The sequence below is a fragment of the Burkholderia sp. Bp9015 genome (assembly GCF_003853505.1).
Taxonomy (GTDB): Bacteria; Pseudomonadota; Gammaproteobacteria; order Burkholderiales; family Burkholderiaceae; genus Burkholderia.
This window is the reverse complement of record NZ_QTPZ01000013.1, coordinates 16,666-29,469: the sequence shown is the minus strand read 5'-3', so window position 1 is coordinate 29,469 and position 12,804 is coordinate 16,666. Positions and strand designations below refer to the sequence as shown.

Annotated in this window: 14 protein-coding genes; 9 read left to right on the top strand and 5 right to left on the bottom strand. The window is 68.2% G+C overall.

All coding sequences use genetic code 11. The annotated features are described in order from the left end of the window. Nucleotides 1-23 precede the first annotated feature (23 nt). The 4 genes from DIE12_RS15850 to DIE12_RS15835 form a co-directional block, all read right to left on the bottom strand. Nucleotides 24-470, bottom strand: coding sequence for a nuclear transport factor 2 family protein (locus tag DIE12_RS15850; RefSeq protein ID WP_006749968.1), 447 nt, complete (start codon nucleotides 468-470; stop codon nucleotides 24-26). A 115-nt stretch (nucleotides 471-585) separates the two neighbouring features. Beyond that, on the bottom strand, nucleotides 586-1,623 hold the full coding sequence (gene waaF / locus DIE12_RS15845; protein WP_044844509.1) for a lipopolysaccharide heptosyltransferase II: 1,038 nt from the start codon (nucleotides 1,621-1,623) through the stop codon (nucleotides 586-588). Between the two features lie 141 nt (nucleotides 1,624-1,764). Beyond that, the gene (locus tag DIE12_RS15840; RefSeq protein WP_006749970.1) at nucleotides 1,765-1,959 is read right to left on the bottom strand and encodes a zinc-finger domain-containing protein; all 195 of its coding nucleotides are present in this window, start codon (nucleotides 1,957-1,959) and stop codon (nucleotides 1,765-1,767) included. 50 nt (nucleotides 1,960-2,009) lie between these two features. Next, nucleotides 2,010-2,933, bottom strand: a complete 924-nt coding sequence (locus tag DIE12_RS15835) for a branched-chain amino acid transaminase (RefSeq protein WP_047898927.1) — start codon at nucleotides 2,931-2,933, stop codon at nucleotides 2,010-2,012. A gap of 207 nt (nucleotides 2,934-3,140) precedes the next feature. Here DIE12_RS15835 and DIE12_RS15830 point away from each other — a divergent pair, with 207 nt between their 5' ends. The 3 genes from DIE12_RS15830 (at nucleotide 3,141) to DIE12_RS15820 (ending at nucleotide 5,692) form a co-directional block, all read left to right on the top strand. Further along, the gene (locus DIE12_RS15830) at nucleotides 3,141-3,896 is read left to right on the top strand and encodes an AzlC family ABC transporter permease (protein WP_124486923.1); all 756 of its coding nucleotides are present in this window, start codon (nucleotides 3,141-3,143) and stop codon (nucleotides 3,894-3,896) included. Beyond that, nucleotides 3,893-4,216 carry an AzlD domain-containing protein gene (locus tag DIE12_RS15825; RefSeq protein WP_124486924.1) on the top strand — a complete coding sequence of 108 codons (324 nt, stop codon included), beginning with the start codon at nucleotides 3,893-3,895 and terminating at the stop codon, nucleotides 4,214-4,216. Before DIE12_RS15830 ends, DIE12_RS15825 begins: the two co-directional genes overlap by 4 nt. A gap of 279 nt (nucleotides 4,217-4,495) precedes the next feature. Next, nucleotides 4,496-5,692 carry a phosphoglycerate kinase gene (locus DIE12_RS15820; RefSeq protein ID WP_124521091.1) on the top strand — a complete coding sequence of 399 codons (1,197 nt, stop codon included), beginning with the start codon at nucleotides 4,496-4,498 and terminating at the stop codon, nucleotides 5,690-5,692. Between the two features lie 157 nt (nucleotides 5,693-5,849). On the opposite strand, the gene DIE12_RS38635 is transcribed toward DIE12_RS15820, so the two are convergent. Next, the gene (locus DIE12_RS38635; RefSeq protein WP_257773798.1) at nucleotides 5,850-5,978 is read right to left on the bottom strand and encodes a hypothetical protein; all 129 of its coding nucleotides are present in this window, start codon (nucleotides 5,976-5,978) and stop codon (nucleotides 5,850-5,852) included. Between DIE12_RS38635 and pyk the strand changes: the two genes are divergently transcribed. The 6 genes from pyk (at nucleotide 5,977) to DIE12_RS15790 (ending at nucleotide 12,773) form a co-directional block, all read left to right on the top strand. Next, on the top strand, nucleotides 5,977-7,413 hold the full coding sequence (gene pyk, locus DIE12_RS15815; RefSeq protein ID WP_044844504.1) for a pyruvate kinase: 1,437 nt from the start codon (nucleotides 5,977-5,979) through the stop codon (nucleotides 7,411-7,413). The genes DIE12_RS38635 and pyk overlap by 2 nt on opposite strands. 312 nt (nucleotides 7,414-7,725) lie before the next feature. Beyond that, the gene (fba, locus tag DIE12_RS15810) at nucleotides 7,726-8,790 is read left to right on the top strand and encodes a class II fructose-bisphosphate aldolase (RefSeq protein ID WP_044844503.1); all 1,065 of its coding nucleotides are present in this window, start codon (nucleotides 7,726-7,728) and stop codon (nucleotides 8,788-8,790) included. A 231-nt stretch (nucleotides 8,791-9,021) separates the two neighbouring features. Next, nucleotides 9,022-9,912 carry a phosphoribosylaminoimidazolesuccinocarboxamide synthase gene (locus DIE12_RS15805; RefSeq protein WP_124521093.1) on the top strand — a complete coding sequence of 297 codons (891 nt, stop codon included), beginning with the start codon at nucleotides 9,022-9,024 and terminating at the stop codon, nucleotides 9,910-9,912. A 17-nt stretch (nucleotides 9,913-9,929) separates the two neighbouring features. Further along, nucleotides 9,930-10,451 carry a 5-(carboxyamino)imidazole ribonucleotide mutase gene (gene purE / locus DIE12_RS15800; RefSeq protein WP_044844501.1) on the top strand — a complete coding sequence of 174 codons (522 nt, stop codon included), beginning with the start codon at nucleotides 9,930-9,932 and terminating at the stop codon, nucleotides 10,449-10,451. An 88-nt stretch (nucleotides 10,452-10,539) separates the two neighbouring features. Continuing rightward, a complete protein-coding gene (locus DIE12_RS15795) occupies nucleotides 10,540-11,733 on the top strand; it encodes a 5-(carboxyamino)imidazole ribonucleotide synthase (protein ID WP_044844500.1) in 1,194 nt (397 codons plus the stop codon). 11 nt (nucleotides 11,734-11,744) lie between these two features. Further along, nucleotides 11,745-12,773: an L-threonylcarbamoyladenylate synthase gene (locus DIE12_RS15790; RefSeq protein WP_044844499.1), complete on the top strand. Its 1,029-nt coding sequence runs from the start codon at nucleotides 11,745-11,747 to the stop codon at nucleotides 12,771-12,773. Nucleotides 12,774-12,804: the final 31 nt, after the last annotated feature.

Sequence of the window (12,804 nt, the reverse complement as noted above, 5' to 3'; positions counted from 1 at the left end):
CTAATGCGTTGCTTCGTTCTTCGTCAGTGCAGCGGACCCTGCCCGTGACGGATCTTCGCGGCGAATTGTCCGGCCGCTTGTTCGGGAATCGGGCTCGCGTGAATATGCGCGATGCGCCACTCGCCGCGTTCGTGAATCATCACGTACGTGGCGAAAACCATGTCGGGTTCGGCCGTCAGGTCGGCCTGCTGATGCGCTTCGGCGATCGTGTAGACGACGGTGCCGAGGCTGTCGTATACGCGGATGTCGAGCGGTTCGATCGTCACGGGGCGCGTCGCGAGCCGGTTGGCCAGCCCGCTGCGGATCTGGTCGAGGCCGTGCAGATGCTCGCCGTCGGCCCAGACGCAGCTGGCGAAGTCCTCGTCGATCCACAACCCCAGCAGCGCGTCGAGATTGGCATCGGCGACGGCCTGGTAGTAGGCGTTCAGCGTATCGGCAGCGGCTTCGAAAAGGCGGGCAAAACGTGGCATCGGGGTTATCTCTCGCGCGCGTCGCGCGCCGTATTCAGCACGGCGGCCCGGATGGAGCCGCCGTACACCGGTGAATCGGATTGCCCGGCGCGTCGTGCGACGCTGCCGGCCAGGGTCAGCGCTGCCCGACGAGCATGCCGCGCAAATCGCCGAATACCTGCTCGGGACCGAGTTCGCGCAGGCACTTCAGATGGCCGAGCGGGCACTCGCGTTCGAAGCAGGGACTGCATTCGAGATGCAGCCATTGTACCTTCGCCAGGTCAGACAGCGGAGGAGTGTGGCGCGGATCGGTCGATCCGTACAGCGCGACGAGCGGCCGGCGCAACGCGGCCGCGACGTGCATCAGCCCCGAATCGTTGGTCACGACCGCGTTCGCGCGCGCGATCAGCGCACATGCCTCGGACAGCGACGTCTGCCCGCACAGGTTGCGCACGTTCGGCGCGTGGTCGGCGATCGCCTGCGCGGCGGCGGCGTCCTTCTGCGAGCCGAGTGCGACGATCTGCGTGTACGGGAACGACTGGTGGACGATCGTCGCGAGCGTCGCGAAATGTTCGGGCGGCCAGCGCTTGGCCGGGCCGTATTCCGCGCCCGGGCAGAACACGACGAGCGGCTTGCGCGTATCGAGATTGAAACGCGCGGACACGCGCGCCGTCTCGTTCAGGTCGGCGTCGAGGCGCGGCGCGGGCAGCGTCTTCATCGACTCGGGCAGCTTCGCGCCCGGCGCATACGCGAGCGCCGCGTAGTGGGTCGTCATCGGCGCTCGCTCGGCCGATTTGTCCGGGTTCGCGTGCCGCACGTTCAGCAGGCCGTAGCGATGCTCGCCCGTGTAGCCGATCCGCAGCGGGATGTTCGCGAGCCACGGGATCACCGCGGACTTCAGCGAATTCGGCAGCACGTACGCCGCGTCGTAGCCGACGTCGCGCAGGTCGCTCGCGAGCTGCCAGCGGCGCAGCAGCTGCAGCTTGCCGTGCGCGAGGTCGGTCGCGTAGACATCGTGGATCTCGGGCATCCGCTCGAGCACGGGCGCGACCCAGGTGGGCGCGACGGCATCGATCGCGATGCGGGGATGGAGCTTCTTCAGCAGCGCAAAAAGCGGCTGCGCCATCAATGCGTCACCGATCCAGTTCGGTGCGATAACCAGCGCTCGACGCATCAGGTCGACTTCCGATGTCGTAATGAAGCACGGCGCACAGGCACCGCGTTCGGGTTGTCAGAACAGGAAAAGGGCGGCGCGCCGGGATTCCGGCTGCGCCGCCTTGCGTGCGGCGGGCCCGCGGGCCCGGCCGGCCGGGGCTCAGTGGCCTTTGACCACCTCGCCGTCGCGCAGCTTGTAGCGCGTGCCGCAGTACGGGCAGCGCGCCTCGCCGTGCGAGACGTCGATGAACACGCGCGGGTGCGCGCTCCAGCGCGCCATGGCCGGGTTCGGGCAGTAGGCGGGGAGATCCTTGGCCGTCAGCTCGACCAGCGGCATTTCCTTGATTTCGCTCATGAGACTTTCTCTTATCACTCTTTTGTGGGGCGGTCGGTGGCGCAGCGCACTCAGACCTTCGTCAGCCAGTGCGCGTACTTCGCGTTCTTGCCCGACACGATATCGAAAAACGCCGACTGGAGCTTTTCCGTGACCGGGCCGCGCGCGCCGCTGCCGATCGTGCGGTTGTCGAGTTCGCGGATCGGCGTGACTTCGGCGGCCGTGCCCGTGAAGAACGCCTCGTCGGCCGTGTAGACCTCGTCGCGCGTGATGCGCTTCTCGATCACCTCGATGCCGGCGTCCTTCGCGAGCGTGATGACCGTGTCGCGCGTGATGCCGTCGAGGCACGACGACAGGTCGGGCGTGTACAGCTTGCCGTTGTTCACCAGGAAGAAGTTCTCGCCGGAGCCTTCCGACACGTAGCCGTCGACGTCGAGCAGCAGCGCTTCGTCGTAGCCGTCGGCGGTCGCTTCCTGGTTCGCGAGGATCGAGTTCACGTACCAGCCCGACGCCTTCGCGCGCACCATCGACACGTTCACGTGGTGGCGCGTGAACGACGACGTCTTCACGCGGATGCCCTTCGCGAGGCCTTCCTCGCCGAGGTACGCGCCCCACGGCCATGCGGCGATCGCGACGTGGATCGTGTTGCCCTTCGCCGACACGCCGAGCTTTTCCGAGCCGACCCAGATGATCGGGCGCAGGTAGCACGACTCGAGCTTGTTCTCGCGCACGACTTCGAGCTGCGCGGCTTCGAGCGTTTCCCGGTCGAACGGCACGTCCATCTGGAAGATCTTCGCCGAATTCAGCAGACGTTTGGTGTGCTCGCGCAGACGGAAGATCGCGGTGCTGCCGTCGGCCGTCTTGTACGCACGCACGCCCTCGAAGACGCCCATGCCGTAGTGCAGCGTATGGGTCAGGACGTGGATCTTGGCGTCGCGCCAGTCGATCAGCTTGCCGTCCATCCAGATCTTGCCGTCGCGGTCGGCCATTGACATAGGATTCTCCTGGAAGCGGTGAGGTGCTGCGGGTTGTGTGCAGCGTTGAGCCGGAAAGACGCATATTTTAGCGTCATTTGGCGTCGAGCCGGTCGGTCGGCCGAGGGCCGGGGCTATAATCGTCCGGCACCGATTCCAATGACGACGGGCCGTGCCGGCGGGAGACGCCGGAGCCCGGACGAACCGCCCGCTGCGGCCCGCTTTCCCATGCTCGCTCGATTGTCCGCCACCGACCGCTTCGCGCTGATCCAGGGCGCGCGTGACTATTCCCCGACCCTGATGGCGATCCTGTCCTGGGGGCTCGTCACCGGCGTCGCGATGAGCAAGTCGGTGATGACGCTCGGGCAGGCGAGCGCGATGTCGATCTTCGTCTACGCGGGCTCGTCGCAGCTCGCGGTGCTGCCGCTCCTCGTCGCGAAGCTGCCGATCTGGACGATCCTGCTCACGGCCACGATGGTCAACCTGCGCTTCGTGATCTTCAGCGCCGGGCTTGCTCCCCATTTTTCCTACCTGCCGCTGTGGCGGCGCCTCGCGATCGGCTATTTCAACGGCGACGTGATCTACCTGCTGTTCCAGAAACAGGGCTTCGCGAACGGCCACGTGCCGGGCAAGGAGGCGTATTTCTGGGGGATGGCGCTCGCGAGCTGGGCGTCGTGGCAGGCGTCGTCGCTCGCCGGCATCCTGCTCGCGAGCTTCGTTCCCGCGAGCTGGGGGCTGGAGCTGGCCGGCACGCTCGCGCTGATCCCGATCATGGTGTCGGCGGTCGCGAACCGCTCGACGCTCGCGGCCGTCGCGGTCGCCGGCATCGTGTCGCTCGTCGCGTTCGACCTGCCGTACCGGCTCGCGCTGCCGATCGCGGTGCTGGCCGCGCTCGCGGCGGGCAGCATGGCCGATTTCTTCGTCGAACGGGCCGACTGGCGGCGCATCCGTACCGAAACCGTGCACGAGAAGGAGATCGAATGAGCGCGACCGAGATCTGGATCGTCATCGTCGGGATGACGGTCGTCACGGCCGTCACGCGCGCGCTGTTCCTGCTCGGCGGCGAACGCACCGTGCTGCCCGAGCGCGCCCAGCGCGCGCTGCGCTACGCGCCGGCCGCCGCGCTCGTCGCGGTCGTGCTGCCCGACGTGCTCGAAACGCCGGCCGGGCTGTCGTTCGCGCTGTCCAATCACCCGTTCTACGCGGCGCTCGCCGGCCTCGGCTGGTTCTTGTGGCGGCGCAGCATGCTCGGTACGATCGTCATCGGGATGCTCGTCTTCACCGTGCTGCGCCTGATCTTCTGACGAATCGCCGCGCCGGCCGGCCGGGGCCGGCCGCTGGCGCGCGCGCATTGCTGCGTTGCGGCAATGTGTCGATGGCCACGCGCGATCCCAAATAGGCGGAATTCGCCGCCGCACGGGTCAGTCTGCCGGATGGATCGGCTAGAATGCCCGTTCGAGATTTTTTACCCGTGCGCGTCATGCGAACCGCCAGCCACGGCCGCATCCGGCGCCCTTTCGCGGCAGCCCGCGCACGTCCAGCGTGAACCCCCTTTCCCCATCCACTACTTCAATCTGTTCAACATGAGCCAAGTCAAGCGTCTTACCGACCTGATCGCCGCCGGCCAGCTCGCCGGCAAGCGGGTGTTCATCCGCGCCGACCTGAACGTCCCGCAGGACGATCAAGGCAACATCACCGAAGACACGCGCGTGCGCGCGTCCGTGCCGGCCATCCAGGCCGCGCTCGACGCCGGCGCGGCCGTGATGGTCACGTCGCACCTCGGTCGTCCGACCGAAGGCGAATTCAAGCCGGAAGACTCGCTCGCGCCGGTCGCGAAGCGACTCGCCGAACTGCTCGGCCGCGACGTGCCGCTCGTCTCGAACTGGGTCGAGAACGGCGTGAACGTCGCGCCGGGCCAGGTCGTGCTGCTCGAGAACTGCCGCGTGAACAAGGGCGAGAAGAAGAATTCGGACGAGCTCGCCCAGAAGATGGCGAAGCTCTGCGACGTGTACGTGAACGACGCGTTCGGCACCGCGCACCGCGCGGAAGCGACCACCCACGGGATCGCGAAGTACGCGCCCGTCGCATGCGCGGGCCCGCTGCTGGCCGCCGAACTCGACGCGCTCGGCAAGGCGCTCGGCAACCCGGCGCGTCCGCTGGTCGCGATCGTCGCCGGTTCCAAGGTGTCGACCAAGCTGACCATTCTCAAGTCGCTGGCCGGCAAGGTCGACCAGCTGATCGTCGGCGGCGGCATCGCGAACACGTTCATGCTTGCGGCCGGCCTGTCGATCGGCAAGTCGCTCGCGGAAGCCGATCTCGTCGCCGAGGCGAAGGCGATCATCGACGAGGCGCGCGAGCGCGGCGCGTCGGTGCCGATCCCGAGCGACGTCGTCACCGCCAAGGAATTCTCGCCGACGGCAGCAGCCACGGTGAAGCAGGTCGCCGACATCGAAGCGGACGACATGATCCTCGACATCGGCCCGGATACGGCCCGCGCGCTCGCCAGCCAGCTCGAGAAGGCCGGCACGATCGTGTGGAACGGCCCGGTCGGCGTGTTCGAGTTCGACCAGTTCGGCAACGGCACCAAGACGCTCGCCGAAGCGATCGCCAAATCGTCCGCGTTCTCGATCGCGGGCGGCGGCGACACGCTCGCGGCCATCGCGAAGTACGGCATCCACGACCAGGTCAGCTACATCTCGACGGGCGGCGGCGCCTTCCTCGAGTTCCTCGAGGGGAAGAAGCTGCCGGCCGTGGAAGTGCTCGAAACGCGGGCGGCCTGAGCGTGGTGGCGCGCGCAGGGGTGACGAAGGCCGCGCGCTCCGCGAAAGCGGAGCAGCCGGCCGGCGCGGGCAAGCGCAAACGCGCGCCCGCGCGGGCGAACTCCACCCCGCGCGCACCGGCGGCCGCCGGCGACGCGGCCATGCAGCACCACGAGATTCAGAACAAAGCGATGCCGGGCGCAAGCACCGGCACGCCCCCCGGAACGGCCGCCGCTGGGCTCGCCGATTCCGGCTCTCGCAGCGTTTCACCCAGCGCATCCACCTTGATCCAGATGAGGAGTTTCATGCAGCGCGCCACCAAGATAGTCGCCACGATCGGCCCGGCTTCCAGTTCGCCGGAGATTCTGCTGCAGATGATGCAGGCGGGCCTCGACGTCGTGCGGCTCAATTTTTCGCACGGCACGGCCGACGATCACCGCCAGCGCGCCGAGATGGTGCGCGAGGCCGCCCGCAGGGTCGGCCGCGAGATCGCGATCATGGCCGACCTCCAGGGCCCGAAGATCCGCGTTGGCAAGTTCGAGAACGGCAAGACGACGCTCGTGCCGGGTCAGGCCTTCATCCTCGACGCGGGCTGCGAGCTCGGCAACGACGAGCGGGTCGGCCTCGACTACAAGGAGCTGCCGCGCGACCTGAAGCCGGGCGACCTGCTGCTGCTGAACGACGGCCTGATCGTGCTGACCGTCGAGCGCGTGCTCGGCGACGAGATTCACACGATCGTCAAGGTGGGCGGCGAGCTGTCGAACAACAAGGGGATCAACCGCCAGGGCGGCGGCCTGTCGGCGCCCGCGCTGACCGCGAAGGACATGGAAGACATCCGCACGGCGATGTCGCTCGGCGCGGATCTCGTCGCGGTGTCGTTCCCGAAGAACGCGACCGACATGGAAATGGCGCGCCAGCTCGCGAACATCGCGGGCGCGCCGTACGGCATCAAGCCGAAGATGATCGCGAAGATCGAGCGCGCGGAAGCGATTCCGGCGCTGCAGAGCATCCTCGACGCGTCCGACGGCATCATGGTCGCGCGCGGCGACCTCGCGGTGGAAGTCGGCAACGCGGCCGTGCCGGCGCTGCAGAAGCGCATGATCCGGATGGCGCGCGAGTCGAACAAGCTCGTGATCACCGCGACGCAGATGATGGAATCGATGATCCACGCGCCCGTGCCGACCCGCGCGGAAGTGTCGGACGTCGCGAACGCGGTGCTCGACGGCACCGACGCGGTGATGCTGTCGGCCGAGACGGCCGCCGGCAAGTACCCGGTCGTCACGATCGAGACGATGGCGGCCGTGTGCGTCGAGGCGGAAAAGTCGGAGCACGTCGAACTCGACAAGGATTTCCTCGACCGCACGTTCACGCGGATCGACCAGTCGATCGCGATGGGCGCGTTGTTTACCGCCTATCACCTGGGTGCCAAGGCGATCGTCGCGCTGACCGAATCGGGCGCGACCGCGCTGTGGATGTCGCGTCACTACACGCACGTGCCGATCTTCGCGCTGACGCCGCGCGTCGGCAGCGAGCGCACGATGGCGCTGTACCGTAACGTGACGCCGCTGCACGTCGACTTCAACAGCGACCGCGACTCGGCGCTGCAGGCGGCGCTCGAGATCGTCGTCAAGCAGGGCTACGTGCAGCACGGCGACATGGTCGTGCTGACCGTCGGCGAGCCGATGGGGCAGGCGGGCGGCACCAACACGCTGAAGATCGTGCGGGTCGGCGAACATTATTGAGCGCCGGCGTGCACCGGGCCGGTCCGTCGACCGGTCCGACGGCCGCCCGAACTGATCGGGCACCGTTTATTCGACGAAAGCCGCGTGGGGTTCGATGCCCCGCGCGGCTTTTTTTCTGTTTTTTGGCCGCATTGTGCCGTGCGAAGGTAACAAAATGCGAGTACGCGCCACCGGGCGGTCGGAATCGGAGGCGCTTCGCGATAAAATGCGGCTATTCGACGCTCAGCCGCGCTGTGCCGCCCCGGATTCGACGGGGAGCGAGCGCCGCGCCGGCGTCAGGGCGCACCGGTTTTCATTCCAAGGAGTTCCACAATGCCTCTCGTATCAATGCGTCAATTGCTGGACCACGCGGCAGAGCACGGTTACGGCCTGCCGGCCTTCAACGTGAACAACCTGGAGCAGGTCCAGGCGATCATGGCGGCAGCGGACCAGGTCGGCGCGCCCGTGATCATGCAGGCATCGGCCGGTGCGCGTAAGTACGCGGGCGAGCCGTTCCTGCGCCACCTGATCGAAGCGGCGGTCGAGTCGTATCCGCACATCCCGGTCGTGATGCACCAGGATCACGGCCAGTCGCCGGCGGTCTGTACGGCCGCGATCCGCAGCGGTTTCACCAGCGTGATGATGGACGGTTCGCTCGAAGCCGACGGCAAGACGGTCGCCTCGTACGAATACAACGTCGACGTGTCGCGCAAGGTCGTCGAGATGGCGCACTCGATCGGCGTGACGGTCGAAGCCGAACTCGGCGTGCTCGGCTCGCTCGAGACGATGAAGGGCGACAAGGAAGACGGCCACGGCGCGGAAGGCACGATGACCCGCGAGCAGCTGCTGACCGATCCGGAGCAGGCCGCCGACTTCGTGAAGCTCACGCAGTGCGACGCGCTCGCGATCGCGATCGGTACCTCGCACGGCGCGTACAAGTTCTCGAAGAAGCCGACGGGCGACATCCTGTCGATCCAGCGCATCAAGGAAATCCACGCACGCATCCCGAACACGCACCTCGTGATGCACGGTTCGTCGTCGGTGCCGCAGGAACTGCTGGCCGAGATCCGCGAATTCGGCGGCGACATGAAGGAAACCTACGGCGTGCCGGTCGAGGAAATCCAGGAAGGCATCAAGCACGGCGTGCGCAAGATCAACATCGACACCGACCTGCGTCTCGCGATCACCGGCGCGATCCGCCGCTACCTGTTCGAGAACCCGGGCAAGTTCGATCCGCGCGACTACCTGAAGCCCGCGCGCGAAGCGGCGAAGCAGGTCTGCGTCGACCGCTACCTCGCGTTCGGCTGCGAAGGCCAGGCCGCGAAGATCAAGCCGGTGTCGCTCGACAAGATCGCCGAACAGTACAAGTCCGGCGCGCTCGCGCAGGTCGTGCGCTGAGACTGTAGTACGATTGCCCCGCCCGGTTTCGCGCCGGGCCGGGGCTGACTGCCTTGGGGCCGGATCGGATCCGGCTCCGGCAGCCGTTCCGTCCGGCCGAACAAGGGCCGGCCGGCAACCGACGGGCGTGATCTCCCGGCGGTTCGCCGACGCATTGCAAGACCGCCGTTCCCGCCTGCCGCGGGGAACGGCGTTTCCCTTTTTGTTTGGCTCCTTATCTGCGAAAAGACGATGTCTACCCTTTACGAATCCACGCTCCGCTCGCTGCCGCTCCTCGGTCGCGGCAAGGTCCGCGACAACTACGCGGTCGGCAACGACAAGCTCCTGATCGTCACGACCGATCGCCTGTCGGCATTCGACGTGATCATGGGCGAGCCGATTCCGAACAAGGGCCGCGTGCTGAACCAGATGGCGAACTTCTGGTTCGACAAGCTCGCGCACATCGTGCCGAACCACCTGACGGGCGACACGCCGGAAGCGGTCGTCGCGGCCGACGAGGTCGAGCAGGTCAAGGGCCGCGCCGTGGTCGTCAAGCGCCTCGAGCCGATCATGATCGAGGCGGTCGTGCGCGGCTACCTGGCCGGCAGCGGCTGGAAGGAATACCAGGCGTCGGGCGCCGTGTGCGGCGTCAAGCTGCCGGAAGGCCTGCAGAACGCGCAGAAGCTGCCCGAGCCGATCTTCACGCCGGCCGCGAAGGCCGAGCTCGGCGAGCACGACGAGAACATCACGTTCGAGGAAACCGAGCGCCGCATCGGCACCGAGCTGGCCGCGACGATCCGCGACATCTCGATCCGTCTGTACAAGGAAGCAGCTGACTACGCGGCGACGCGCGGCATCATCATCGCCGACACGAAGTTCGAATTCGGCCTCGACAACCACGGCAAGCTGTACCTGATGGACGAAGTGCTGACGGCCGATTCGTCGCGCTTCTGGCCGGCCGACCAGTACCAGGTCGGCACCAACCCGCCGTCGTTCGACAAGCAGTTCGTGCGCGACTGGCTCGAGGCGCAGCCGTGGGGCAAGACCGCGCCGGCACCGGCATTGCCGGCCGACGTCGTCGAGAAGACGGCCGCGAAGTACCAGGAAGCGCTCGAGCGCATCACCGGCCAGCCGCTCGCCTGAACGAAGGAACGCACGAAATGAGTGAAGTCCAGACTGCCCACACGCACAGCGCGCCGCTCGTCGGCGTGCTGATGGGTTCGAGTTCCGACTGGGACGTGATGAAGAACGCGGTCGCGATCCTGCAGGAATTCGGCGTGCCGTACGAAGCGAAGGTCGTGTCCGCGCACCGGATGCCCGACGAGATGTTCGACTACGCGGAGAAGGCGCGCGAGCGCGGGCTGCGCGCGATCATCGCGGGCGCCGGTGGTGCCGCGCACCTGCCCGGCATGCTGGCCGCGAAAACCACGGTGCCGGTGCTCGGCGTGCCGGTCGCGAGCAAGTACCTGAAGGGCGTCGATTCGCTGCACTCGATCGTGCAGATGCCGAAGGGCGTGCCGGTCGCGACGTTCGCGATCGGCGAGGCCGGCGCCGCGAATGCCGCGCTGTTCGCGGTGTCGATCCTGTCCGGCAACTCGGTCGACTACGCGAACCGGCTCGCCGCGTTCCGCGTGCGCCAGAACGAAGCCGCGCACGCGATGGTGCTGCCGCCGCTCGCGTGACGGCGCACCGGCGGCCGCACTGCGATGCCAGCGGCCGCCTGATCCTCCCCACTGCGGCGGGCGTTGCCCGCTGCGACCGACCACTGACATGACCGCAACTCCTGATTCCGTTTCCCCGATCCTGCCCGGCGCGTGGCTGGGCATGGTCGGCGGCGGCCAGCTCGGCCGCATGTTCTGCTTTGCCGCCCAGTCGATGGGCTATCGCGTCGCCGTGCTCGATCCCGATCCGACGAGCCCCGCCGGCGCGGTCGCCGACCGTCACCTGCGCGCGGCCTACGACGACGAAGCCGCGCTCGCCGAACTGGCCGAACTGTGCGATGCCGTGTCGACGGAATTCGAGAACGTGCCGGCCGCGAGCCTCGATTTCCTCGCACGCACGACGTTCGTCGCGCCGGCCGGCCGCTGCGTCGCGGTCGCACAGGACCGGATCGCGGAGAAGCGTTTCATCGAGGCGTCGGGCGTGCCGGTCGCGCCGCACGTCGTGATCGAATCGGCGGCGGCGCTCGCCGCGCTCGACGATGCCGCGCTCGACGCGGTGCTGCCGGGCATCCTGAAGACGGCGCGCCTCGGCTACGACGGCAAGGGCCAGGTGCGCGTGAGCACCGCGCGGGAAGCGCGCGACGCGCATGCGTCGCTCGGCGGCGTGCCGTGCGTGCTCGAGAAGCGCCTGCCGCTGAAATACGAAGTGTCCGCGCTGATCGCGCGCGGCGCGGACGGCCGCTCGGCCGCGTTCCCGCTCGCGCAGAACGTGCATCACAATGGCATCCTCGCGCTGACGGTCGTGCCGGCGCCGGCCGCCGATGCCGCGCGCGTCGAGGAGGCGCAGCAGGCAGCCGTGCGGATCGCCGATACGCTCGGCTACGTCGGCGTGCTGTGCGTCGAATTCTTCGTGCTGGAAGACGGCTCGTTCGTCGCGAACGAAATGGCGCCGCGCCCGCACAACTCCGGCCACTACACGGTCGATGCGTGCGCAACGAGCCAGTTCGAGCAGCAGGTGCGCGCGATGACGCGCATGCCGCTCGGCAACCCGCGCCAGCATTCGCCCGCCGCGATGCTGAACATCCTCGGCGACGTGTGGTTTCCGAACGGTGCGGCCGAGGCAGTCACGCCGCCGTGGGACACGGTCGCCGCGATGCCGGCCGCGCACCTGCACCTGTACGGCAAGGAAGAAGCGCGCGTCGGCCGCAAGATGGGTCATGTGAACTTCACGGCCGAGACGCGCGACGACGCGGTTGCCGCGGCCACCGCGTGCGCGCAGCTGCTGCGCGTGCCGCTCGACTGAGGCACCGGCCGATGTCCATCGATCTCCCGAACACCGTGACGCCCGCGCAGATCGACGCGGCTGCCGCGCTGCTCGACGCGGGGCAACTCGTCGCATTCCCGACCGAAACCGTGTACGGGCTCGGCGGCGACGCGGCGAATCCCGAGGCCGTCGCGCGCATCTATGCGGCGAAAGGGCGGCCGGCGAACCATCCGGTGATCGTGCATCTGCCGCCCGGCGGCGACCCGGGCTACTGGGCCGACGACCTGCCGGCCGATGCGCAGGCGCTGATCGATGCATTCTGGCCGGGCCCGCTGACGCTGATCCTGAAGCGTCATGCGCGCATTCCGGATGCCGTGAGCGGCGGCCAGGATTCGGTCGGCCTGCGCTGTCCGTCGCATCCGGTCGCGCAGGCGCTGCTGGCCGCATTCAGCGCGCGGCGCGGCGGCCACGGCGGCGTCGCCGCGCCGTCCGCGAACCGCTTCGGCCACGTGAGCCCGACCACCGCTCAACATGTGCGCGAAGAATTCGGCGACACCGTGCACGTGCTCGACGGCGGTCCGTCGGAAGTCGGCATCGAATCGACGATCCTCGACCTGTCGCGCGGTTTTCCGGCGCTGCTGCGCCCGGGCCACGTGACGCCGCAGCAGATCGCCGACGTGCTCGGCCGCGCGCCGCGCCTGCCCGACGGCAGCGATGCGACCGCGCCGCGCGCGTCCGGCACGCTGAAGGCGCATTACGCGCCGCGCACGCCGCTCGCGCTGCTGCCGTTCGACGCGCTCGAGCCGCTGCTCGCGGCCGCGCAGACCGACGGCGAACGCGTCGCGCTCGTCGCGCGCGCGTCGCGCGCGGGACGCTGGGCGCAGGCCGACGGCGTGCATTTCGTCGCGGCGCCGGAAGATCCGCAGGCATATGCGCGCGATCTGTACGGGATGCTGCGCGCGCTCGATCGTGCGCAGGTCGCCCGCATTCTCGTCGAGAAGCTGCCCGAGACCGTCGAGTGGATCGCGGTCAACGATCGTCTCGGTCGTGCGGCCGCGGCGTTCGAAGCGCGCGACTGACGCGGCTTTCCGACGCCGTCCGCTCCGGAAT

Bases quoted from the DNA above. Each gene is read 5' to 3' on its own strand.
- purE (WP_044844501.1), top strand. From the start codon at position 9,930: ATGAGTGAAGTCCAGACTGCCCACACGCACAGCGCGCCGCTCGTCGGC.
- pyk (WP_044844504.1), top strand. From the start codon at position 5,977: ATGCAGCGCGCCACCAAGATAGTCGCCACGATCGGCCCGGCTTCCAGT.
- DIE12_RS15820 (WP_124521091.1), top strand. From the start codon at position 4,496: ATGAGCCAAGTCAAGCGTCTTACCGACCTGATCGCCGCCGGCCAGCTC.
- waaF (WP_044844509.1), bottom strand. From the start codon at position 1,623: ATGCGTCGAGCGCTGGTTATCGCACCGAACTGGATCGGTGACGCATTG.
- DIE12_RS15835 (WP_047898927.1), bottom strand. From the start codon at position 2,933: ATGTCAATGGCCGACCGCGACGGCAAGATCTGGATGGACGGCAAGCTG.
- DIE12_RS15795 (WP_044844500.1), top strand. From the start codon at position 10,540: ATGACCGCAACTCCTGATTCCGTTTCCCCGATCCTGCCCGGCGCGTGG.
- DIE12_RS38635 (WP_257773798.1), bottom strand. From the start codon at position 5,978: ATGAAACTCCTCATCTGGATCAAGGTGGATGCGCTGGGTGAAACGCTG.
- fba (WP_044844503.1), top strand. From the start codon at position 7,726: ATGCCTCTCGTATCAATGCGTCAATTGCTGGACCACGCGGCAGAGCAC.
- DIE12_RS15840 (WP_006749970.1), bottom strand. From the start codon at position 1,959: ATGAGCGAAATCAAGGAAATGCCGCTGGTCGAGCTGACGGCCAAGGAT.
- DIE12_RS15805 (WP_124521093.1), top strand. From the start codon at position 9,022: ATGTCTACCCTTTACGAATCCACGCTCCGCTCGCTGCCGCTCCTCGGT.
- DIE12_RS15825 (WP_124486924.1), top strand. From the start codon at position 3,893: ATGAGCGCGACCGAGATCTGGATCGTCATCGTCGGGATGACGGTCGTC.
- DIE12_RS15830 (WP_124486923.1), top strand. From the start codon at position 3,141: ATGCTCGCTCGATTGTCCGCCACCGACCGCTTCGCGCTGATCCAGGGC.
- DIE12_RS15850 (WP_006749968.1), bottom strand. From the start codon at position 470: ATGCCACGTTTTGCCCGCCTTTTCGAAGCCGCTGCCGATACGCTGAAC.
- DIE12_RS15790 (WP_044844499.1), top strand. From the start codon at position 11,745: ATGTCCATCGATCTCCCGAACACCGTGACGCCCGCGCAGATCGACGCG.